Annotated in this window: 33 protein-coding genes and 1 tRNA gene; 22 read left to right on the top strand and 12 right to left on the bottom strand. The window is 32.2% G+C overall.

From position 1 onward, the window contains the following. Positions 1-5: 5 nt before the first annotated feature. From GvMRE_RS06510 to GvMRE_RS06475, 8 genes are all read right to left on the bottom strand, one after another. Entirely contained in the window at positions 6-1,118 is a 1,113-nt protein-coding gene (locus tag GvMRE_RS06510) for a coiled-coil domain-containing protein (protein WP_147410418.1), read from the bottom strand. Between the two features lie 87 nt (positions 1,119-1,205). After that, positions 1,206-1,502 (bottom strand): hypothetical protein, encoded by a 297-nt coding sequence (locus tag GvMRE_RS06505; RefSeq protein WP_147410417.1) that lies wholly within the window; start codon positions 1,500-1,502, stop codon positions 1,206-1,208. 25 nt (positions 1,503-1,527) lie between these two features. Further along, positions 1,528-2,340 carry a coiled-coil domain-containing protein gene (locus GvMRE_RS06500; protein ID WP_147410416.1) on the bottom strand — a complete coding sequence of 271 codons (813 nt, stop codon included), beginning with the start codon at positions 2,338-2,340 and terminating at the stop codon, positions 1,528-1,530. A 16-nt stretch (positions 2,341-2,356) separates the two neighbouring features. Continuing rightward, positions 2,357-2,752 carry a hypothetical protein gene (locus GvMRE_RS06495; RefSeq protein ID WP_147410415.1) on the bottom strand — a complete coding sequence of 132 codons (396 nt, stop codon included), beginning with the start codon at positions 2,750-2,752 and terminating at the stop codon, positions 2,357-2,359. 158 nt (positions 2,753-2,910) lie between these two features. Beyond that, the gene (locus GvMRE_RS06490; RefSeq protein WP_147410414.1) at positions 2,911-4,005 is read right to left on the bottom strand and encodes a hypothetical protein; all 1,095 of its coding nucleotides are present in this window, start codon (positions 4,003-4,005) and stop codon (positions 2,911-2,913) included. Between the two features lie 435 nt (positions 4,006-4,440). Beyond that, the gene (locus GvMRE_RS06485; protein ID WP_147410413.1) at positions 4,441-5,316 is read right to left on the bottom strand and encodes a hypothetical protein; all 876 of its coding nucleotides are present in this window, start codon (positions 5,314-5,316) and stop codon (positions 4,441-4,443) included. Positions 5,317-5,386: 70 nt separating this feature from the next. After that, on the bottom strand, positions 5,387-7,171 hold the full coding sequence (locus GvMRE_RS06480; protein ID WP_147410412.1) for a DUF262 domain-containing protein: 1,785 nt from the start codon (positions 7,169-7,171) through the stop codon (positions 5,387-5,389). Between the two features lie 24 nt (positions 7,172-7,195). Then, on the bottom strand, positions 7,196-7,555 hold the full coding sequence (locus tag GvMRE_RS06475; protein ID WP_147410411.1) for a hypothetical protein: 360 nt from the start codon (positions 7,553-7,555) through the stop codon (positions 7,196-7,198). Here GvMRE_RS06475 and GvMRE_RS13655 point away from each other — a divergent pair. The 3 genes from GvMRE_RS13655 (at position 7,530) to GvMRE_RS06465 (ending at position 9,841) form a co-directional block, all read left to right on the top strand. Then, on the top strand, positions 7,530-7,703 hold the full coding sequence (locus GvMRE_RS13655) for a hypothetical protein (RefSeq protein ID WP_172575298.1): 174 nt from the start codon (positions 7,530-7,532) through the stop codon (positions 7,701-7,703). The genes GvMRE_RS06475 and GvMRE_RS13655 overlap by 26 nt on opposite strands. Positions 7,704-7,736: 33 nt before the next feature. After that, the gene (locus GvMRE_RS06470; protein ID WP_147410410.1) at positions 7,737-8,225 is read left to right on the top strand and encodes a dihydrofolate reductase; all 489 of its coding nucleotides are present in this window, start codon (positions 7,737-7,739) and stop codon (positions 8,223-8,225) included. A gap of 1,106 nt (positions 8,226-9,331) precedes the next feature. Further along, on the top strand, positions 9,332-9,841 hold the full coding sequence (locus GvMRE_RS06465) for a hypothetical protein (RefSeq protein ID WP_147410409.1): 510 nt from the start codon (positions 9,332-9,334) through the stop codon (positions 9,839-9,841). Here GvMRE_RS06465 and GvMRE_RS06460 read toward each other — a convergent pair. After that, positions 9,842-9,916 (bottom strand) — tRNA-Lys (locus tag GvMRE_RS06460). It abuts the gene before it with no gap. 102 nt (positions 9,917-10,018) lie between these two features. Between GvMRE_RS06460 and GvMRE_RS13650 the strand changes: the two genes are divergently transcribed. Genes GvMRE_RS13650 through ybeY form a run of 3 tightly spaced genes read left to right on the top strand, consistent with a single transcriptional unit; the run spans position 10,019 to position 11,415 of the window. After that, positions 10,019-10,174: a hypothetical protein gene (locus tag GvMRE_RS13650; protein ID WP_172575297.1), complete on the top strand. Its 156-nt coding sequence runs from the start codon at positions 10,019-10,021 to the stop codon at positions 10,172-10,174. 9 nt (positions 10,175-10,183) lie between these two features. After that, positions 10,184-10,951: a hypothetical protein gene (locus tag GvMRE_RS06455; protein ID WP_147410408.1), complete on the top strand. Its 768-nt coding sequence runs from the start codon at positions 10,184-10,186 to the stop codon at positions 10,949-10,951. Between the two features lie 53 nt (positions 10,952-11,004). Continuing rightward, on the top strand, positions 11,005-11,415 hold the full coding sequence (gene ybeY / locus GvMRE_RS06450) for an rRNA maturation RNase YbeY (protein WP_172575296.1): 411 nt from the start codon (positions 11,005-11,007) through the stop codon (positions 11,413-11,415). A gap of 198 nt (positions 11,416-11,613) precedes the next feature. On the opposite strand, the gene GvMRE_RS06445 is transcribed toward ybeY, so the two are convergent. The 3 genes from GvMRE_RS06445 to GvMRE_RS06435 form a co-directional block, all read right to left on the bottom strand. Then, on the bottom strand, positions 11,614-12,558 hold the full coding sequence (locus GvMRE_RS06445) for a DHH family phosphoesterase (protein ID WP_147410406.1): 945 nt from the start codon (positions 12,556-12,558) through the stop codon (positions 11,614-11,616). A gap of 19 nt (positions 12,559-12,577) precedes the next feature. Further along, a complete protein-coding gene (locus tag GvMRE_RS06440; RefSeq protein ID WP_147410405.1) occupies positions 12,578-13,741 on the bottom strand; it encodes a S16 family serine protease in 1,164 nt (387 codons plus the stop codon). Between the two features lie 189 nt (positions 13,742-13,930). Continuing rightward, positions 13,931-15,013: a hypothetical protein gene (locus tag GvMRE_RS06435; RefSeq protein WP_147410404.1), complete on the bottom strand. Its 1,083-nt coding sequence runs from the start codon at positions 15,011-15,013 to the stop codon at positions 13,931-13,933. Between the two features lie 69 nt (positions 15,014-15,082). Here GvMRE_RS06435 and GvMRE_RS06430 point away from each other — a divergent pair, with 69 nt between their 5' ends. The 16 genes from GvMRE_RS06430 (at position 15,083) to GvMRE_RS13640 (ending at position 21,919) form a co-directional block, all read left to right on the top strand. After that, a complete protein-coding gene (locus GvMRE_RS06430) occupies positions 15,083-16,675 on the top strand; it encodes a rolling circle replication-associated protein (RefSeq protein ID WP_147410403.1) in 1,593 nt (530 codons plus the stop codon). Positions 16,676-16,919: 244 nt separating this feature from the next. Continuing rightward, positions 16,920-17,234 (top strand): hypothetical protein, encoded by a 315-nt coding sequence (locus GvMRE_RS06425; RefSeq protein WP_172575295.1) that lies wholly within the window; start codon positions 16,920-16,922, stop codon positions 17,232-17,234. Position 17,235: 1 nt separating this feature from the next. Then, positions 17,236-17,517, top strand: a complete 282-nt coding sequence (locus GvMRE_RS06420) for a hypothetical protein (RefSeq protein ID WP_147410401.1) — start codon at positions 17,236-17,238, stop codon at positions 17,515-17,517. Next, positions 17,510-17,791, top strand: a complete 282-nt coding sequence (locus GvMRE_RS06415) for a hypothetical protein (RefSeq protein WP_147409889.1) — start codon at positions 17,510-17,512, stop codon at positions 17,789-17,791. The genes GvMRE_RS06420 and GvMRE_RS06415 overlap by 8 nt, the downstream gene beginning before the upstream one ends. Next, positions 17,784-18,050, top strand: coding sequence for a hypothetical protein (locus tag GvMRE_RS06410; protein ID WP_147409890.1), 267 nt, complete (start codon positions 17,784-17,786; stop codon positions 18,048-18,050). Before GvMRE_RS06415 ends, GvMRE_RS06410 begins: the two co-directional genes overlap by 8 nt. Beyond that, the gene (locus tag GvMRE_RS06405; protein ID WP_147409891.1) at positions 18,050-18,259 is read left to right on the top strand and encodes a hypothetical protein; all 210 of its coding nucleotides are present in this window, start codon (positions 18,050-18,052) and stop codon (positions 18,257-18,259) included. Before GvMRE_RS06410 ends, GvMRE_RS06405 begins: the two co-directional genes overlap by 1 nt. 99 nt (positions 18,260-18,358) lie before the next feature. After that, positions 18,359-18,649 carry a hypothetical protein gene (locus tag GvMRE_RS06400; protein ID WP_147409892.1) on the top strand — a complete coding sequence of 97 codons (291 nt, stop codon included), beginning with the start codon at positions 18,359-18,361 and terminating at the stop codon, positions 18,647-18,649. Beyond that, positions 18,642-18,950, top strand: coding sequence for a hypothetical protein (locus GvMRE_RS06395; protein WP_147409893.1), 309 nt, complete (start codon positions 18,642-18,644; stop codon positions 18,948-18,950). The genes GvMRE_RS06400 and GvMRE_RS06395 overlap by 8 nt, the downstream gene beginning before the upstream one ends. After that, entirely contained in the window at positions 18,943-19,299 is a 357-nt protein-coding gene (locus GvMRE_RS06390; protein WP_147409894.1) for a hypothetical protein, read from the top strand. Before GvMRE_RS06395 ends, GvMRE_RS06390 begins: the two co-directional genes overlap by 8 nt. Further along, positions 19,292-19,516, top strand: a complete 225-nt coding sequence (locus GvMRE_RS06385; protein ID WP_147409895.1) for a hypothetical protein — start codon at positions 19,292-19,294, stop codon at positions 19,514-19,516. The genes GvMRE_RS06390 and GvMRE_RS06385 overlap by 8 nt, the downstream gene beginning before the upstream one ends. Further along, positions 19,516-19,728, top strand: a complete 213-nt coding sequence (locus tag GvMRE_RS06380; protein WP_147409896.1) for a hypothetical protein — start codon at positions 19,516-19,518, stop codon at positions 19,726-19,728. Before GvMRE_RS06385 ends, GvMRE_RS06380 begins: the two co-directional genes overlap by 1 nt. Positions 19,729-20,571: 843 nt before the next feature. Then, the gene (locus tag GvMRE_RS06375) at positions 20,572-20,853 is read left to right on the top strand and encodes a hypothetical protein (protein WP_147409897.1); all 282 of its coding nucleotides are present in this window, start codon (positions 20,572-20,574) and stop codon (positions 20,851-20,853) included. A gap of 2 nt (positions 20,854-20,855) precedes the next feature. Further along, entirely contained in the window at positions 20,856-21,086 is a 231-nt protein-coding gene (locus GvMRE_RS06370; RefSeq protein ID WP_147409898.1) for a hypothetical protein, read from the top strand. Position 21,087: 1 nt separating this feature from the next. Then, entirely contained in the window at positions 21,088-21,597 is a 510-nt protein-coding gene (locus GvMRE_RS06365) for a hypothetical protein (RefSeq protein ID WP_147409899.1), read from the top strand. Between the two features lies 1 nt (position 21,598). Then, the gene (locus tag GvMRE_RS13645) at positions 21,599-21,736 is read left to right on the top strand and encodes a hypothetical protein (protein WP_172575235.1); all 138 of its coding nucleotides are present in this window, start codon (positions 21,599-21,601) and stop codon (positions 21,734-21,736) included. 6 nt (positions 21,737-21,742) lie between these two features. Then, complete coding sequence (locus tag GvMRE_RS13640; protein WP_172575236.1) at positions 21,743-21,919, top strand: hypothetical protein; 177 nt, start codon at positions 21,743-21,745, stop codon at positions 21,917-21,919. Positions 21,920-21,923 lie beyond the last annotated feature (4 nt).

The raw sequence follows: 21,923 nt of genomic DNA, 5'->3' as shown, positions 1-21,923 counted from the left end.
TTTATTTATATTTTTATACTATTCCCTTCTGGCGAAACTTCTGTTCGGGCTTCAAATATTTCTTCTTGCCTTTTTTCTAATTCTATATTTAAACTGGTTAATTCTACTTGAACCTGAAGAATTTTTTGAATTTCCTCTTCAGATAGTTTCTCTTTAAGTTTTGACTTTGCTCTTTCCATCTGTCTTTCGTTAAGATCAACTAATTGTGAATTGTTGCCTAAACGAATAACTTGTTTTTGAGAAATCAATAGAGTTTCCAAAAAAGCTTTATGATAACTACTTTCTAGTTTACTTTCAATAGTTGATTTTAATCTCTCTAATTTTTCTGCTTTGAATTTAATTTTGTCTTCTAAACTGATTGCCTGATTTTGAGCTAATTCAAGTTGCTCATGAAGCAGTTCGTTTTCTAACTCAATCTTTGTGATTTTAGCATTAAGTCTTTCGATTTCCTTGCTGTCCAAACGAATTTTTTCTTGGAAAGAAAAGAGATCTTTTTGGAGTTCCTTTTTTTCTGCTCTAAGTTTACTGAGAGCAATATAGAGATTTTCATTATTTGCTTCGCCGTTAACTGGTGCTCGCTGACAAACTTCAAATCCTAATTGTCTAATCTTGTCTTCTCGAACTTTTATTTTCTCTTGCAACTCAGTAATTCGCTTTTTTCGTTGAACTTTCTTTTCACTTATTTCTTTTTTCATTGCCTTAACGTCCTTTACAAATACTTTTTCTTGTTCGATTTGCTCCCATCTTCAACTAAGTCAACTTAATTCACTTTGATTTTCTTGTAAATCATGATACAAGTTATCTAGTTGGGATTCTAAGTTTTCTTTGTCATAGATTAATGGAATAGGCTCTATTTCGTCTTCTCTGTTTTCTGTTTCTTTTTCATTTGCTTCTGTTTCTGGCTCATCAGAAGAAAGTCATTCGAGGAAATCTATTAATGAAGCAACATTTTTTACTGGCTTAGCGGATCATTTCTCGTGTTCAATTGCTATCCAACGAAAAAAATCGTCTTCAAATCCGTAAGCATCTCAAACAGACTTGTTTTCTCTTCCTTCTACCACTATTGCTTTTTTTTCATAATCAAGTTCAGCTTGGCTTTCTTTGGGTCTAGTTTTCAAGTGATTATTAATAAAATTTTGTTTTTGTTCTTGACGATTTTTTTTTCTGTTTATTTTGGCTACTTGTGCTTTATACTCATTAAATAATTATTTTAATAAATTGTAATCAATTTCGCTCAATTTTTGCTGATTAGTTTTTTTGCCGAAATAGGTAGTCTCACAAGGAAATAATTTCTGAAAACTTTTATTTACTTGAAAAATTGGTAACAAATGATAACTTTTGTTCTTATCCAAAGTAGCTTCTAAACTATCACAAAAGTCAGTTAAAGCAATAGTGGATAATTTACTATATTTGTTTCTGAATTCTGGTTTAATTTTAACTTGCAAACCATCAGTTTGGATAATATTTTTGTCTAATCAAGTTTTAAAGTCTTTTCAATTCATATATTTGTCCTTTCTTTACATAAATTTAGTAGTATCGATGAGGAGGAACTTGGGTATGTGCCTCAAATTGTTGTTGCTGATTTGAACGCATTTCAGCAATTTGTTCACAAAGACGACAAATTCGTCGTACATCACTAATGTTTATTTCGGCTTGCAAAAGATTTTGTCTAATTGTTTCAATATTGTTTTGACTTGTTTGAAGATTAGCCCGTTCGTTATTTCTTCGCGAACGAATTAACAATGCATAACTATCTCGCAAAGCTTGTATTCTTTCTCAATTAATCCGCAAGCGGTTAGCCAATTCTTCTACTTCTTCTTCAACAACACGAAGTTCTAAGTTTAAACTTTGCTCTTGCGATTGACCTAATTGTTCCCTTAAATTAGCAATTTCTCTGTTTTTTTGTTGAATTTCTTGTTCTTTATCTCGAATTTCCGTTTCATGGGCAAAGAGGAGATTCTGCAAATCAGTTGGACTCAATCTTTCTTCTAATTCTCGTTTAGTTTCGTTCAACTCTTGACGCAATTTTTGTAAATCACGTTCTCTGTTCCTTCTTTCCATTTCTTGAGTCACAAGAATAATTTTTAAATCATTTTCTTTATCTTTTTCAGCAATTACTAAGTTAGTAAATCTTTCTCTCACTTCTTCTAAATTTGTTTTTGTGATTTGCAATTCATTTTCAGTTTTTACCAATTGACCACCAAAAAAATCTGCTTTGGTATCACTTTGAGCTTTTTCTACTCGTAAATTGGCATGTTCGGTTTGCAAGTTATTAAATCTATCAGTAAAGTTTCTCAACTCTTGTAAACGTTGTTCAATTTGATTGTGAGCATTTGCCAATTGTGTAGCAAATTGGCTACTTTATAATTTCCAACTGAGAATCTTTGTTTTCCAACTGACTTTGCATTCTCATTATTAAACTTCGGCTATTTTCCAAAACACTTCTGCCTAATTCAATTTGTTCTTCACGCATTTGTAATTGTCTTTGGAGACTAGAACTTTGAGAATTTGCACGAACAACCACTTGGGAATTTTGACCCTCTAAACTTTCAATTTCTCTGTATAGTTCTTCGACTTTATTCATTAATTTATCAAATTCATATGTACGTATCAAATGATAATTTCCGCTACTTACCATTCTTGCTACTGCTTCCTCATATTTTACACCCGTACATCCTCCACCTTGTATCATACTTGTTCCCGTAATTCTTGCTTTTCCACCACTAAATGATATCTCTTGTATTATTGTCATAATATATATATTTTACATTTTTTTACTAAATTTGGTTAAAGAATTAAATCCAAATTTATAACTTTTTGTTTTTTTTTATATATAATAGAAATGCACGCGCGAAAAGAGAGGATTTTTAAGGTGATTTTTGTGGACGTTTTGCTCTCTCAATATTAACGCTATTTATTTACTAAGTTTGCTAACAACTGTTTTAATTCATTATAATTAAGACTAGCCTTATGATAATCATGAGTTAATTGGAAAATTTTCCGAAATTTTCAAAAGATACTTTGGATGCTCAAAGACAAAAGATAAACTAAAAAAGCGTCAGAAAAATCATTTGCCGCAAAGCGATAGTAAAGAAAATAAAAAATTACACTTAATCCGGGAATAATTAAAATTGGTAAGTTAAAAATTATCGTTTGAAGAAAATAGAACCTATTTTTGTTTAAATTGTGATCCAAAAGTCGGAAAGTTTTGGTTATTCTGGCTTGTTTTTGCTGTTTTTCTTCCTGATTGTTCTGTCAGGTGAGACTAGTTAAAGTAAGTTGAATTTGTTGTTTTTCAGCGTAAGTTCGTTGTTTTTTCTCTCAATCTTTTTGTTTTTGCAAACCAGCAGCAAGAAACATATAAAAGAGAAAAGCCAAAATGACGATTAAATTAAACCACAAAGTCAAAGCCTTTAACTCTCTTCCTATGTTTAAACTATTAAGAAAAAAGAGTAAAAAATAAATACTGAAACTAATAACTGTTAAATTTCGAAATATTTCGCTGGGCAAATTAACGAAATGGAAAGAAAAGCGAGAAACATCATAAAAAATAACCTGGTTAATTTTTGCCTGGTGAACTTTAACTGTCTCAGGAGATAACTGTGAGCAGTGATGAATTATTAACTTTCTTAGTCAGCTTTTATTTAACTCTATGCAATAATCCTTTAAAAGTGAGCCAACAATATCGAATAAAAAAACTCCTAAGAAAAAACTTAAAAGTAAAATAAGTATTAATTGCAAATACCATTGGGAATTATGCCCTAGATTGAGATTTTGTTGCCAAAAAATTCAATTGAAACAGCCATAGTTAGGATTTTTTTGGTTAAAATTAGTGTGAATATTAAAAGGAATTAAAGCCCAAAAATAACAATTTAGAAAAACTAGCAATAAATAAACTAAATAGGGAAATTTAACTTTTTGAAAAAGTCAGCGTCCCAATGAGAAAAAGTTTCGTGTTTGGTAAGAAAAAGCAAAATCTTTCTTTGCTATTTCCTTTGAATTCATTTATAATATTTTTTGTGAAATTTGTTATACTTGCTTACCACCTTCTGAAAAAAGAACGAATAAAAATGGTGAGAACAAAAACATAAGGAAAAATAAAAGCACCCAATAGTAATCTGTCAATCCAATTAACTTTTTTATTTACTTTTTGTCTCCAAAATAATCCTAATAAACATAACCCTGAAAAAGATAATAAAACAGTAAGAAAAATTAAAATCGCTAATCCTATCCCTTTTGGATCTGGCCTATAATTTAACCAACTATAAAGAACAAAAATCAAAGATAATATAAAAATACCAGCACACAACAACAAAAATTTAGAGATATTTTTCTGGTTGAGAAAAAGAAACAAAACAACACTAAAACATATAAAGGAAAGCAAAACAATCAAAAAGAGAACAGCCATAACAAAACAATTTTTAATTAAAAATGCTGGCTTTAAACTCTCTTTTCCTTAAAAGTTAACTTTTCTATTTTTGCTGAACTTTTTCATTTAATTAAATAGTAAGTCATTAAAGAATAAGCAAGATAAGCAGCACCAAGCACTAAAATTATTCAAAAAATTTGTTTTAGTCAAGTGTTTTGGTAAGTATCTCCTTTTCAAGTAGGCTTTCCGACACAACGATTAAAAAAGGAAAAAGGATAATCATGAGGATAATCATAGGAGTTTGTTTTAAAACGATAACTATTTTGATAATCAATTACCGGGCGTAAAAAAATGTAAGTAAAATAAATAGTAGGGTTGAGAAAAGAAGTAAAAAGAGCATTCTTTATTTTTTCTTTTAATAAATTGGTAGCACTAAATTTTCAAAAAAAATAAATTACTAAGCAAGGAGCAAAAATATGCCAAGTTAAATTATAAATTATCCAGCCTTGTTTAGCATTTAATCCCAATAGCCCAATTGGTATCTTCCGCAAACTTTCTAATCCTCCTTTGCGAGGAATATTAGTTAAAAGATTTACTTTGCCATAAGTAATCATATCTAAAATTCAACCTGCTGTAAAAATAATTCCGCTGGATAGATTAAGAATTACTACATTTAAGTCAAAAAGTTGAGTTCAATAAGAAGTATTGTTTTTTTTAATTAATCGATAAACAACTCAAAAGAAAGTAATTAAGGAAGTCCAAGCAGACCATCAAGTAAAAAACCAAGCTCAATAACTAACATTTTTTAAATTAGCAAAGTGTTTATTAGCATCCGGTTTTGCCAGTTCTCTGGCTACATCATTAAATCCACAAACAATTACGGAAAATAAATGCAAAAAAAAGATAGAAACTAAAAGAGAATAATACTTGAATTTTTTAGGGAGCATTTAAGTAAATTTTAATCATCTTCAAGAGGAGGAGGACTCTTGTAGCCATGTTTACCAAATCAACCTCATGTTATTTTTCTTCAAAAATATTAAGTCTTGTAAAATCTTCTATTAATCAATGGGCTCTATTCATAACATCCTGTAAAGTAGGTTGATTTTCTCACAAAACAAGTGGTGATCTTGTCCCTTCTAAACTGAGTAAGCATTTTTTACCCAATTTTTTTAATTCTAGTTTTTTTTCTATTCATGGTTTGTTTGACTGTTTTTTATTGCGTTTTTCTCGCAAAAGTGTTAAATTTCCTAGTGTGTAGACTATTTCTTCACCTAATTGTTTTTTATCTCGAGGATTCTGGCTCAAAAGATGTTCTACTTGAATATCATCATAAAATTTCTTATTTATTTCCTCCATTTCTCCATCTTTAGCGAGATAATATTTAGAAAATACATATTTTCAAACGTTATTTTTTCTTCTCTGATAAGTTAAAAGGTGTTTATAAAAATCATCCGTTTCATTTTTTTGAAATTCTTTTGTCAAAAACTTGGATTTGTTTACTTCTTCAACAAAATCTCCTCTTTTTATAGAATTTAGTCAAGCAGGAACTGCATTAAACAAATGTATTGCTGAGTTTTCTTTTACTAAATTTGCTCTAAATGAATACAAAATAAGTTTTTCTAGAGCAGATATTGTAAAGTCTTTTTGCTTCTGAGTAAAATTTCGTGAGTTAACTATTAAACAAATTACTATGCTATCTAACTGTTTTAGACCAAGAAGATTAATATCATTGATTAGAAAATACATTTTTGTTGATCAACTTTTTTCTCAATATTCTTGCTCAGGATTTTTAAAATTTCTGTATGCTTCAGCATAAACTGCTAATTCGGAAAATAACTTGTCAGCGTCTTCCTTATCTTTCTCCAAAATATTTAAAAAACTTCTTACTATATTGCCCTTTGGTTCACTATTATATTTTCCTTTTAGATAAAGCCGAAGAAAATAGTTCATTTCTTTCGAGATTTTACTATTCTCCCTGCTTTTACATATAACAGATATTATTTGTTTGTCCCATTTTGTTTCCACTTCTCATGGTTTTAAGTTTTTACATTGCTTAACAAGTAAACTCTTCAAAATGTCAGAAGAACTAAGGTTAATTCCAGTGGTGTTTAATAGCATGAAAATGTCAATAAGATCACTTTTCTCTTGGAGTTTTATTTCTACAAAACTTAATTTGCTAAGAACAACTTTTAAATAACGAAGTAAAATGCCACTCTCTTCTTCTTCAATAAATTTAAACTCTTTCTTGAACCAATCCCTGCATTTATAAAGAGTAGAGGTTTTCTCTTTGCTACTGACTTTCTCATTTCTAAAAACCTCTTTGAGCATTATCTCGAAATCATTATCATCTCTTCTCTTTAATATTTTTAATCTTGGCTTATAAGTTTCTAAGATCTTCATTTTTTCTTTAATGACCTCAAATTTGTCAATGTCAAAGATAGTCTGCAAGATCTCATTTTCAACTTTTCTCAACTCATCAATTTCAATTTTCTCAAATAATTTTTTTCTTTCTTCTCAAATCGCCATTAAGAAAATAAAAATGGTCAACAAGCGCTGTTGCCCGTCAATAATATCGTATGTTGATTGCTCATCATTTAATCCTAAGATAATTTCTCCTAAGAAGCAAATTTCGTCTTTTTTTTTGTAATGATTATCTGTAAAATCTCTGATAGTACGCAGGAAATCTTCTCAGTTATCTGTACTCCAACTATAACTTCGCTGATAGGGAGGAATAGATAATTGCCTTTCATCCTTTAAAAGCAGTTCTTGAAGAGACACCAATTCAGGCCGAAATTTTTTCATATTCTAAATTTTAGGCAAAAATGCTTAAATAATAAAAACTGGGTCGTTACTCTTCAAAAACTCTAAGGTTTCTTTTTTTGTTTTTTTAATTTGGACTTCTGGCTCGGCTTCCATCGCAAGGACAATGCTGGTGGGAAAAGTTATGTCCCCTATTCCTCCTACTTTAGAAAAATAATTACAAACGTCACTATTAATTTGGCTTTTGTCAAATATGATGTATCATTCTTCGCCATTTTTAATTTTTTGGTCTAATTTATCTTGGCTTCATTCTTCTGAACCTTCATTAGTGTATTTTCCTTGAAAATTCCAAGTATAATCAAAAACATTTTGAATGATTAGAAAAGGTTCATAAAGAGAATTGCTAAAAAAATGGAATGAACACAAAAAAGAGGAAAAAGAAGAAGAGTTATTAGAAGAAATTAAAAAAAAGATAGAAAGCAAAGAGTTTGCTAAATATGAATCAGAGTTACAAAATTGTTTCGTTAAGGCAAAGGAAAAATTAAGTAAAGAAATTAAAGAAAGAGAAAAATAATTGAAAGAAAAAGTCTAAAAACTTTACTGAATAATGATTAACTTAATTTGAGCCATGACTGAAGAATATATAATCGGTCAAGACAATTCTTTGCCTTGGAAAATCAAGGAAGAAATGCAACATTTTGCTAAAACTACCCGAGGGCACATAATATTAATGGGTCGAAAAACTTTTGAGAGCATTGGTAAACCTTTGCCTGGAAGACATAATATTGTTCTCACTAAAAATCAAGAATGAGCGAAAGAAATTAAATTAAAATATCCACAATTAACAATAGAAAATAATCTTGCCTCAACCATTCAACAATTTAGTAATAAGTCTGAACAGTTATTTATCATTGGTGGCAAAGAAATATTTTACCAAACTTATCCTTTTGCTGACCAACTATGCGTTTCAGTAGTCAAAAAAAAATACCCAGGCAACATTAAATTAGATTTCTTTCCCGAAATGGTTAAAAATTTTCAATTAAAGGAGAACAAAAAATTTTCGCAATTTATAGTTAAAATTTTTGCAAAAAAATAAAACTCTGATTTTGCTATTTCTTTTTGATGATCATGCGCAATTATAAATTTGCTAATTAAAAAATAGTATATATAATATAAAGATAATTTATGAACAACCACAAACAAGAATTATTTATCCATGACCATCCAATAACGCCTTAACAGGCAAAAAGAAATAGAGAACAAAAAACAAAAAAAAGGTCAAACTAAGCCTTGGTGATGAATAGGAAAAGAGAAACTAGTTGGTCAAAGATGCCATAAAACAGTGAGCCGATATGAAAAACTATCTTAAATATGTGGTTGCTAGGAAGTGTATGAACCCTAAGAAGTTGAATTAGTTATTTATGTATTGAATGAGTTAATTATTATGGCAGGAATTAATGAAAATATAAAATTTATGTCAACAGCACACCAAAAGCATGTAGATAAAGGACAAGACTATCACCCAAATTGCCCAGTATGTCGTTAAAGCAAAAAATATTATTGTGAAAATTAATACTTGCTACTGTTTTATCACTGCTTTGTTTCATAAATTTAGTTTATTGTTCTCGTCCTATTTTTGGTGGTCGTTCTTTTTATAGAAAACAAAAAAAAATGAAGCCTCGTAAAGCGCTTTTTTTAAGTTCCTATTTCGTATTTTTGCCCTTAGTAATCACTGCCTTAATGATTTACTTTGATATTATTCCCCTTGATTGATTCGGGAGAGAAAGATTAAAAGGTGCATTTGTGGTTGTTGGTGTGATACTTTTTTTGTGAGTTATTTTTGTTTTAATAAGAGCCATTTTAAAAAAATCGAAAGGTAAAAAAAATAAAAATTAGTTTTTTTGTTTAGTTTTAACCGATTTTTTTCCTCTTTTTACACCTTTCCCAACTCCTATTTTTCAGTCTACTAGGAGAAAAATGCCGAGCATGAGTTAACAATTTTCGTTTAAATTCTCGCCTTTTTCTTTCTTTTTGGATTTGTTTTTACCAAACAATTTTCAATAAATCCATCAGCCTAGCAAGAAAATCAGCAAAAATGGAAAAAAAACACAAATTAAGAAAAATCTAAAAACCTAGTTTGAAGCACTATTATTGAAACTAAATCTGATTACTACCAACTATTTAATCAAAAATTATTTAATAATGCCAAAGAAAAGCAACACAAACAAATATTTAAGTATTGACCCCTCGGGCTCTGGAACTACTGGCTGTGTCTTTTATGATGAAAAAGTATATCAATTTTTTAATTTTACTAATAAAAATTGACAAGAGCATTTTAATTTTCTTTCTCAACTTTGTCAAGAAAAAAAAATTAATGTTTTGATTTACGAAAATACTAATTTTATTTATGGCAGACAATTTGCAGGCAGTGTAAGTTTACTTAAATTAATTGGAGGGATTGAATGCTTAAAGCACGTTTGCTCTACAGTAAAACAAGTTGACAATATTCTTGTCAAACAAGTAAAGGATTTTTACAAAAAAGTAGTTCAAGGAATTTTTGCTTTTCCTGGATTAGAAAGAAAAATTGGCCGTAAAGGAGGATGGTTTTTTCAAGGACAAAAAATTAATGTCCATGAACTAGATGCCTTACTAGGATTAAATTTATACTTATCACCGCCAAAAGAAAAAAAAGCAAAAAAAATAACTCTTTAATGGTGCCTTGTAGAGGATTCGAACCTCCGACCTTTTGATTAAGAGTCAAACGCTCTACCACTAAGCTAACAAGGCATTTTGATTACGTAATTTTCAAAGGCAAATAATGAATGCAGAGCATAGATAAAGCCATTAAATTTTTGAAGTTTTGGTCAAGATATGCATAAAAATATTTTAATGCCCCAAGCAAAAATTCAAGTAGCAATTAAAAATAAAGACAAGTCTGAAGAAGCTTTTTTGCATTTCCAAAGAATTGCTAACTATTTACGAAAAAAATGTCGTGATAAAGTTTATTTTACAAAGAAGAAACAAAAAAAAACTAATAATAAGTAAAATTAAATTATGAGTGATGGAAAAAAAAAATTGCTCCCTGAAATAACAATTAATGCGAAGCAAGAGGAGATTGATATTGGCGAAGAAAGCAAACAAATTGATTACTGATTAGAATTAAAAGATAATGAAGGCAAAGTAATAACCAATTATAGTGCTGTAGATAATAGTACATTGGCAGAACTTTCCATTACAGTAACAAGGACTGACGGCAAAGGATTTCCTGATGATAATAACTGAATTACTTATCGTTTTGCTCCTCTGGAGGGGCTAAGAAAAGCAGCAGATAGTAGTTTAGAGGTACCAAAAGAAAAAGAAGAAGAATTTTTACATCGGTTTAATATAATGTGTGGCAAATTTATTAAGCAACATTCAAAAACTGAACTTGGAAAAGATAAAGATTTAAAGGGAACAGAAATGAAAACAGACATGAAATATCGCATAGAGATTGATGAACACGATAAAGGTCCGGGAGTCCGAATAGACGTTTATCCTTCCAGTGGAGATGGCGGTCGTAAAGGCATTGCGGGTGAAAGAGTAAAAATAAAGTTTTTTTGAAACAAAAGAAATCAAATAGATTTAGAAACCGATGGGTTAACTATTATTCCATCCGTCCCACCCAACAACAAACTAAAAGGATGGCAAATAGCTTTAATTGTTAGTGCCTCAACAATTGCTCTCCTAGCACTCATCTTTTTTATCTTTCGCCGACAAATTAAAGATTGATGAAGAAAAAGAAAAAATAAAGGTTCTAAAGAAGCCCAATTAGAAGTCTTTTAGTGGTCTGTTTTCTGAACATTATTAATAAAAAAAAGTACCCTTTAGTTGCTAAATTGAAAAATAAATTAAAAGAAATCACACAATTAGTAGAAAAAAACACTCACCTAGACCAAAAGAAAAATTGATTTCTTAATTTAATTTTTATCAATGAGGAAGAAAGCCGACAGTTAAACAAGCAATACCGTCAAAAAAATTATCCTGCTGATGTTTTGACTTTTCCTTTTGCTTATCTTTATCATGAAAATATAGGTGACTGTGAAAATTTAGGAGATATTTTTCTTTGTTATCCATTAGTAAAAAATCAATCCCAAGAGTTTCAAAGTTCCTTCAATGAAGAAATTTGTCTTATTTTTACGCACGGAATGCTTCATTTGTTGGGTTATGAACATCAAAGGAAAGATGAAAAAAAAATCATGTTTGACTTACAAGATAAAATTCTCGCTGAAATTAATTGAGAATGTTAGTTAATTAATAATGCCCAATATCCTCTTAATCTTGGTTTTTGCTTTCCAAGGAACGCAATATTGGAAAAAATAAATTAGTCTTTAATTAATAGCCACCAATGTATTATGGCTAAATTGTTATAGATAAGACATTTTTCATATTTTAATAATTATTTTCTACAACACGCTCGCTCATTATCAGAATATTTTGTGTTTATTTTATTGCTTGTTTATCAGTTCATTCAAATCAGCAACTAAATTATCTAATTCCTTTCAGTCTTTTATTTTCGCTCCGGCAGCAAATTTATGTCCACCACCGTTATATTTTTCGGCTATTTCATTAATAATATACTGAGAACTACGAATGCTTACTTTAATTAGTTCTTCTTCTTGCTCAATTGCAAACAACCAGATTTTAATTTCTTCAACATTAGCAAAAATATTAACTGCTGATTTAGTTTCTAGTCGGTCAACATTATATTGTCTTAAAGTGTTAAGAGTAATTTTAGTAAAAGCCACTCCTTGCTTAGTTAAAGTAAAATTATTTAAAACATAACCTTTAAATTTTAGAATATTGAGATTTTGTTGATAAAGTTTGGTGCAAAGATAATTTAATTCAGCACCATTTTCTAGTAAAAAAGCAGCAATTTGGAAAGTTCGTGAAGTGGTGTTGCTATATAAGAACCTTCCTGAGTCAGTTATTATTCCAAGCAAAAGAAAATTAGCAGTTTCTTTAGAAACTTTTAAATTTGCATTTATTACTAATTCTCCTATCATTTCGCATGTTGCTGAATAGGTAGAACCTACTCATTCATAATCAGCATAGTTCTCTCCTTTAATATGATGGTCGATTTTTATTTTTTCTTGGGCTAATTTTCAATGTTGGCTATCAATCCTTTCTTGACTAGCGGTATCACAAATTATTACTAGCGAGTTTTGATAATCTTTTTCTGTTAACTGGTCGTTTTTTCCTAAAAAGTTTAAACTTTCATTATTTTTTCCGTCCGTGAAAACTTTCTTTTGGGGAAAATTATCTTTAATTATCTGGGCTAGACCCATGGCTGAACCATAAGCATCTCCGTCAGCATCAATATGACGCAAGCAAATAACAGTGTCATGTTTTTTTATTTTATTGATTATTTTTTGGTAAATTTCGGTTTTCACTAATTTAATTTTTAACTAATTACATACAATCAGGGCAGCGAAAACATTGCTTACTTTCTTTTTCTCCATTTGGCTTACAAATAGTCGAACTATAAAATTTTCCTCCTTCTCTATCAAAATTAAATTTTCTGCCGCACTTGTCACAAGTATAAATTCTTTCTTTGCTTTTGGGTTGTTCTTCTTCAAGAAAAGAGTGATTTTTCTGTTCTTGGGCTTTTTTTAACTTTTCAATTTCTTGCTTTTGTTTTTCTTGTTTGTCTTTATATTCGGCAGTTTGAAAGAAAAATCCTTCTAAATCTTGGCTGTCTTCTACAAAATGAGTTTCGATTTTTTGTTTAATGTGGTCGGGGACCTCTCGTTGATAATTTTCGGCTCCTTCATTGAAAAATATTCAAAATAACTCATCTCGATTTTGACTTTTTGCCGGCAAAACCAAATGTTTTTGGGGAAGAACCAGGCAATTTACTCCTTGCCGAAAAGCAGCAGTAATTTTAGCCTGTAAAGAGCCAACTGGGTATATTTTCCCTCCTTTAAATTCTCCCATGGCGGCTAAATTGCGAGAAAGGGGCTTTTGATGCAGAACACTTAATAAAGCCAAGTAAGTGGCGGCTCCGGCAGAAGTTCCAGTTATACCTTGATTTCCTACTAAACACAAAATGGCTATTTCTCATTGTGAATAGTCTGGTTCATGACGAAAAGAAAAATCAATAATGTTTCTTTCGTAATCGCGAATTTCCGAACTAATGCGTCGGTCAAAATTAATTACCGGACCAAAAAAATTTTTCTTGGGCTGCTTTCGCAAAATAACTACTAAATCGCTACAAAGACCCCTTTGTTCTTTAGGAAGATTAATTTTTTGCGGACAAAAGGCTAGTTGTTTGATTACTCCAATTCTCTCTTCAGCATTTAAATCAGGCAAGTCTTCATCTGTCAATTCTCATCCTCAATCTTGGAAATTAAGGCGAATAAGTTCAATATCAGATTCCGAATAACCTTTTTTTCTTAAATTAGCCGAAAAATCGTTTACTTGGTGTTTCCTTTCCGTTGCTGAAGACCATCGCCTATTTTTTTCTAAACCATATTTTAAGCCAATTTGGTAAAAGATAAGCAAAAAAAATATGCTCATTCCGGCTAGAAAGAGAAAAATAAGAAGAATTTTTTTTCTTTTATTAGTTGCTGTCATATTCAACTCGTTACTTTTTTCAGTTTTTGTCTATATTATAATTTTTAAGCAAGACCAAAATTACTAAATTATGATAATATTAGAACAGATATAAAGAGTATTAAAGTCTCCTTTTTGTTTATTGCGAAGGCTTTTGAATACGTGTAAAAATTTCCTTATTAAGATTTCTTTTACGTTATTAAAATCTTCCTATTCGCTTTTTTTCTTGGATTCTATTAGTCGGCTAATAATTAATCCTAAAACAACAACTCCGCCAACAATTCCGAAAGCAATAGCTAATTTTTGCCCAGTCGTGAAACCACTTTCTTTATTATTTTTATTTTCTTGGTTAGTATTTACGTTTTGTTTATCAACAGTTCCTTGGTTTTGTTGTAATTTTTTTGAGTGTTGAATAGCCTGGTCTACTTGGTTTTTAGTTACTCGATAAGTATCTGGCTCAGCATCCTTAATTTCTTGTAATTTAGTAACTAAATTTGGTTGAAAGGTTTGACTATTTAGAGTTTTTTCTGCTATGCTTAAAGCGTTTTGAACTTTCTTGGCTTCTTCTACTGAGTTTACTTGTGATGAATCAATTTTTTCAACTTCTTTTTTAAATTCAGGAGTTCATTCTTGGCCATCACTATTTCTATTTGACCAATTGCTAGGTTGAGAATTTTGCTTATCGGTTGGTGAGTTTTCATTATTCTCGGTTTGTTGATTTGGTTGGCTTGGGCTTGTTGATGCTGAATTTTCGTTTGATGTTTCAGTGGTGGATGAAGGAGAAGAAGTATTTTCTTTTTCATTATTTCCCGAAGACGTATTTTCTTGGGATGAAGAAGACATTCCTTGTTTTTGTTTTGTCTCGGTAATCTTTTTAATTAATTCTTTTTTATGCTCGTCAATAGCCTTTTGGTCTTTGTTTTCAAACTCTTTTTTTCAATCTTTACCTAATATATCAGTTTCGGAGGAAGTGAGTTTAGCCTCTTTTCAAACTTTTTCTACTTCTTTGATGGCATTATCTACAACTTTTTCAAGCGAATTTTCCTCTTTTTGAGCGGCTAAATTATTATTGTCTGCTGCTTGTGTTGTTTTGCTATCATTTTTAACTTCGGCACTGCCTTTTTCCTCTTTTGCTGTGCCTGCATTATTTGTTTCACTACTGCTAGCAGAATTGTCACTGGCTGTGGCAGTATTGTTTTCTTCTTTTTTGGCAGTAGCAGTGTTTTGGTTATCCTCTTCACTTGCTTCTGCTGCTGCACAGAGATTGTTGTTTTCATTATCATCTTTTGTCATAATATATATTTTAATGCAAACACAACTACAAGTTTAAAAAAATCAAATTGAAAAGATCCAAAAATCCTCATGGACGCATTAACTAAAATCAAGCAAGTATCTAAAGAAGACCTCCACCGCTTCCTCCAAAGCGACCACAGAGATTTCAATGTCCTTACCCTCTCTTTTAAGCAAATAGAAAGCACCCAAAGAACCTTTATCACTCTCTCCAAGAATTCAGCCAAATCTTTCTATTTAAAAGATAAATCTAAGCCAGATAAACCCCAGCAAACCAAGCCAACTCCACTAACAGATTGCCGAAAAGACACCCAAAACTGCCACTACTTTGCCCTATTCTCCAGCAAAGAAAAGCGTCTCCACACCATTTTTAAAGATAAAATAGAAGCCAACTTTGAAGGCACCACAGAAAACAGACCACTTTTATTCTTAACTCTCACTTTCAACACTACCCAAGAGAACTTGTATTCTTTCACTACTAACTGAAGCCAAAAAGACCCTTGCTGAGAGCCACTTCAAAACAAGCTCCCTTGATTAACCAAATGAGCCAGAACCTTGGACCCTAAAGCCGAACCCTTAAAAGTAAAAATCCTCAAAACCTCCCCAGAAATAGCCAGTAATTGGCACTCTGCTAGCAAAGTTTTAAGCCAATTCCTCCGTAAAGTTCGTCACACCTTCAAACCTCAACACTGAAAATGAGTAGTAATTGCGGAATTACAAAAAAATGGCCACTGACACTTTCACTTTTTAAGCACTCCAATTGTGCCATACAGCCACAACTGCACTCTAAGCAAAAACTTTAAATCTTGCTGGAACTGTCGGGCTTATATCTCTAAACTCTGACCCTGAGGCAGAGTAGAAAGTCGCTCTACTGGACGCAAAACTATCAGCCAATATTTAGCCAAATATCTCTCTAAATCTTTCCATCTCCGTAATCTTTACCAGCAACACGGTCTCCAAAACAAGAATAAAACCTATCGTTTCTTCAAAAACCTCTATGAGTATGAAACCCGAGAAGCCATTCTAATCAACGACTCTAAATATGACCAAGAAACAGGCAAATACTTAGCCCATAATCAACACATTTTCCGTCGCCAAAATAACACTTATTACTATCGCACTAATGAAACCCTAATTGGACACTCTCTTAAACCCCTCATAATCAAGCGAAGTTATCGTTTATATTATCACTCCTTAAACACGCAACCAATCTTAAATCTCTCCCGCCAAACTGAGCTTAGAAAACAGCTAGCTATATCTAAAAATACTTCTAGCCAGCTAGTAGTAATTGATAAGGCTCAAGATTTCCAAGAATACCTAATAACCAGTCTCCTCTTACTGAGTAAAAAAGCCACTTTCGCTAATTTACCCTTAGAACAACCAAAAGTTCCTCAAAATGGCTCCAAATGTGACCAATTAGATTACAACCATTTCCAAAAAAAACCCGTTCTCCACCTCTCTTTTGCCAAAGAAACCGCTCCTTTAATCAAAGAATTTATCCTTAATCTCGATAACCAAGCCCAAGAGTTTCTTGATGTTGAAGAAAAACAACACTTCTCCGATGCTCGTTTTTCTGACCCAGTAAACTCAAGAAATGCTTACCTAAATCACTGAAATCTAATTTACCATGCCCCATGGCAAAAAGAAGGAGGAGCTAGGATGTAAAGACACATGACCCTGGGTGAGTTTAAGGATGAAGCTACTTGTTTCTGACAGCAAGAGTAATCTGCCCCTCCTGGTTGCCTGCTTGCCCAATCACTCTTTATTTCTGATGAAGGCAACCAACAGTTCTGGCACCAACTGTAAAATGGTGCCAAGCAAAAAGTATGAAAACAGAACAAGAAATAAACCAAAACGGGGTGTTGGCCGACCACGAACCTCAACGGCTAAATACGAAAGGAAGCAAAAAATGCCTAAAAGAATAAAAAAATCCTGTTCAGGCTGTAGTGAATATTTCACTTGCTACCAACAAGATAATTATGATTATTGCCGTAATTGTGCCATAAATGGCAACAGATACGCACAAAATCAGTGTTCTGAATGTGGTGATGGCAGCGGCTGAATTAAATTTCCTGGTAAACCACCCCGCAAATGTAAAATCTGTGCTTTAACTAAACCACAAATACCTTGTTTTTATGGCTGTACTTTTACTGCCAATAGCCAAAACATCGAAAAACATTATCAGCAAAAACATTCTTTAAAACCTCAGGAGGTCAATAATTAGCATGAAATGTAAACAATGCAGTAAATCAACTCCTACTCTCCGACGTGGATGGTGCACTAGTTGTTATAGAGCAAATAGTTATCCACTTGAAGTATTTTCAGACGAACAATTACTTAAAGAATTGGGTCAAAGAATAGCCAACGGAAAGATTCAAACTGATTGAGAAAGCACTTATGGAGATAGCGAAGGTTGCACTAGCCTTTATTTAGGAAAATGAAACAAGAGAACCATGACCCTTTACCTCTATGATGGTGAAGTAAAAAAGGAGGTCTCCCATGTCTAAAAAACTCCAAAGACAAATCGAGAAGAAACTCAATAAACTAAGCCAACTGCTAGATAAAATTGATGAAGCCCGAATCCTCAATTCTGATGAGCCGGAAAACTGAAACAGTGACACCCTTTATAGTCTCGCTGAAGAATTAAAAGAAACTCTCCAGCTCTTAGAAGACAAAACCGGAAAGCAACTTGACGAATTTGGCGACCCAATTGTCCTAGAACCGGGCTTGTGTTCGCTAATGGATGACTGAGAAAGCCAAGAAGAGGAGGATTATGACTAACTTTTTAACCTTAATTAAAGGCTTATTTAAACCAAAACCAAAGAAAAAGCCTCTTCAATCAGCACCATTTAACCTAGAAAGAAAACACCAAAACCAGTTAAAAGCTCTAGAAACACAGCTTGATAATATTCCCGTTAAACAGCAAAATTCTCGTAATTTAGCTCTTAACCACAAACGCTATAAAAAACTTATCAAAAAGCTCACTAAGCAAGCCTTAATTATCCAGAGAAACAGAACCATTGAAAGGAAACAATTGTAATGGAAACCAACCAAAGCCCTTTTAGTTTTTTAGCTATCAAAACCATAAGAACTAAAAAGCCTGTTTCCGAAGGTTGTGGCCGAGCATGAATAGATAATCAGTTTCACCTCAATGGCAACAATTATTTCATTTACACTTGCCATTCTTGCCAGCAAAAGCAAGTAAAGAAAGGCAAGATGCCTTTAAACTGAGGAGGTAAATATGTATAACCACTGTCCCAAATGCCACCAATGATTAGGCTGAAAGAACTTCTTTCAACCTTGAAAATCAAATAAACCCTGCTCTAATTGTGAGGAGGAACAACTATAATGACTAAAAACCTCTCCGAACTAATCGGCAAAATCATCTCTAAACAACCTAAAGAAGTTCGTGATAAACGCATTCCTTTTTACGGCAATCTTTACTATCGGCTGAAAGTCTTAGCGGAAAATGAAGAAACTCACATTTTTTTTGTTTACTCTAATTTAGTGAACCAAACTCTTTGGAGAGCTATCACTAATAGCCACTATGCTGATAAGCGTTATTTATTCCGAGCTGAAAAGAAGAAAAATGGTTTTATTTTACACAACTGGCAAGAGTTAAAGGAGGAAAATGCTTAAATTCAAGTTTAATTATCTCGAAAACATCTTAGCTTACCAAAAGGGAGAATATTGAAATGAAATAGATGAAACCAGAACCTTCACAGGCAGCTTTGGAAGTCAAGGCTTTAAGTTAGAGCAGGGTTGAATATCTTTTACCATCTATGAAACAAAAATACGGGCATTCTATAAAGACCAAGAGTCCCCTTGATTTACTTATTACCGCAAAGATTTACCCCGAGAATACCCTCTAATCTTCACTTTCACAGCAAAAGATGAAGTGGAAAAGATTAATGGAAAGTGGAGGAACAAGCATGAATAAAAAACAATGCTTAGTCTGTCAAAACCTAAAAGTCAAGCCTCCAGTAAATGAATGAATTGAGGAAAAACATTACCAAGGTTCCCACAATATAGTGAAAGAAATTTTTGTCGGAATAAACAACCCACCTAATAATGCCCAAAAGTATGGTCGTCAATATGCTGGTAGTGTTTACTATTGCTCTTGAGACTGTTTTAACCAACAACTAGAACAAGAAGAAGAACAAGATTTTGCTAAAGGTTTCTGTTCAACTTGCGGGGAATATTTAGTAGTGCTTAATGAGCAGTGTAAAGATGAAAAGCATAAACAAGAAGCTCATTATTACCGCTTGAAAGGAGGAAATAATGACTAAATACTACACTCTTGAAATCAAACGTCCTCTTATTGAACTTGAAATTAATCAAGGAGAATGTTCTCAATGCTGAAATAAAAAGAAAATTTTAGTTTATCGCAAGCCAATTGAAGCCATTATCCAAGGAGAGAAAATAGAATTAGGAAAAAAGATTTTACTTTGTTTAGAATGTTTATGCTTGATTTGAAAAGCAGTAAGTAAAGGAGGAGAGAAGTAATGTCTAATCTCAGAATTGAATGCCAAATCTGTCGTGATTTTTGGCAAATAATTGGTACCAAAGACCACCTAAAAGGACGCTTATTAATCAATCCTCTAGGAGCTATTTGTTATCTTTGTGCGGGCAAAAAAACTCCTCCTTTAATAACTAATCTCTGAGAGTGAAACAAGCAAACACAGAAATGAGAACAAGTGAAAGGAGAAGGTAAATAATGCCTTTCGAGGAAATATGTAAACCCTCCTTTTAATTACTCCCTGATTGGAGCCAGCAAAACAAATAAAAACATGAGTAGAAGTTTTTATTGTCTATTAATCTATTGCTGGTTCCTTTGAGGGAATAATTACCCTCAGAACAGTTATTCTCAGAATAACAAAGTCTTTGAAACCACTTAATTAACCGTAGAACCCAACTTTAACCTAATTGGCAAAGGATGTCCCAATTGAACCATCCTGAACGGAACTGAAAACAACTTGGTTCAGCCATAGCTCTGTGATTAGGTAATAGTATGAATAAGCTGAGAACGTTCAGCCAAGCAAGGAAAAGAAAAGTTTTATTGTCTTAATTAAGTTTACCTAGAGAAAGAACAGTCTTTTTCTTATTAATCTTTTTACCAACTCTACAGGGAAAGAACAGCCTTCAAATTCGCCCTATTTTAGCCTAGTTTCAGCCCTTTTTACCTTTTAAATATACATTAGTATATTATTTTGGCTTAGTATAATAGCATAGTAAGTTTACTTACGAAGCGTTATTTAAGAATTGGAGTTGGTTATAGTCAAACGTTGACGTTTCTCATGAGATAACAAAACCCCTAAATGTCAACCACCTAATTAGTTAAAGAATAATAGATAACAGACATTCTTTAACTATCCTGATTTCAAACGTCAAAAAATGACAAACAAAAAATTCTCCAAATTCTCATCACCAAAAATCAACTAAAATCTCTGTATGCATTATTGTCCCCGTGTTGTATACAACAAAAAAAGCCCTTCAGGCATTCACCCAATCTCTAAAAAGAAAACTATAGAAATTAGTCGACAATTGCTATATTTACCCATATGCCAACAAAAACGAATTACACTCAATCTGAAATAAAAGAAGCCTATTCCCTTGTCACCCAAGACTTATTTACCCGCCTAATAAAAGCCAAAACTAATGAAACTGTTCAAATCGGAACACTAGGTTCCTTTGGTTCTCTAAAAAAGACTGAAGGGCAAACTACTAGTTATTTAAAAAAGCCTCGTGGTCAAGCTTATGTCTTTTATCGCTTTAAATTCACTCCTAGTAGCAAACTTAAACAAGCCCTCAATCAAGCCTTAGAAAAGAAATATAATCGCTAAATATGTTAAACCAACAAAAAAAAGCAACTTCTTCTCAAACCAGCCCATACTCTGCTAAATGAAAATGAGAAAAAAGACATTGATTATTAGTGATTGCTTTAGGTTGCTTAGCTTTATGATGATTTAGTTCCCAAATCAAAGATGCTACTTGATTACAGAATGCTACTAATTACTTACCATTCATTGGAAGCTTAGCTTTTGCTTTAGAAACCATCACAAAATTAGCCCAATAATATGCCAAAACTTAATCAGCAAGCTTTCACTCAGCAAAATAGCTTTAATCAAAATAGTCAGTTTACTGATAATCAAGCTCAATTCCAAAGCACGCAAAGCCAAAGTCAGTTTAGTGAACAAAGCCATCAAGCCCAGCAACCTGCCCAAAAAGGCTTATTCTCCTTGCCTCCTTCCCTAATGCAAATAGTTCCGTGAATACCCTTTGCTTTAGAAGCCATGACGGGACAAAAAATCCCCCAAATGACTGGCACTATTGGTGAAATCCAGAGTTCTTTACAGCAAATTCAATTCAGTTTCACCCAATTGCTTAACAGCCAACAACAAATTTTTGCTCGTATTGAAAGCTTAGAAAATAATGCTAATTCCCAACTCACCAATTTAAGCCAACAAATCACCAGCACTAATAACTCCTTTCGCCTCTTAGCCACTGAAACTAAAAAAAGCTTAGAATTCAATCCTCGCCCTCAGCCTGAACCAGAACGCCATTACCAAGAAACTGAAACCTATTAATATGTTCAACCTTAACACTCAACCTTTAATCACTAAAATTGATGAGTTCACTCAAACTCAACAACAAACTTTAGCCTGTTTACAAGCTATCCAAGCCACCCTGAACCAAATTGAAAAACACTTAAAAGAAAAACCCTAAAAAATTATGCCCCAAATAGAAAATCAAGAAAACCTTAAAAATCCCTCCCTTAATGTCCGTCGGGGAGAAATCCTCTATCGGGAAGACATTAAAACCTCCTTTGCCTATGCCATAGTCGGCGTTTCGGTCATTGCCGTTTTAGCCAGCGTTGGTTATTTAGCTATTGTCCAATTGAAAAAATAAAAAA

This window comes from endosymbiont GvMRE of Glomus versiforme (assembly GCF_003546845.1).
This window is presented reverse-complemented; position numbering and strand designations above follow the sequence as displayed.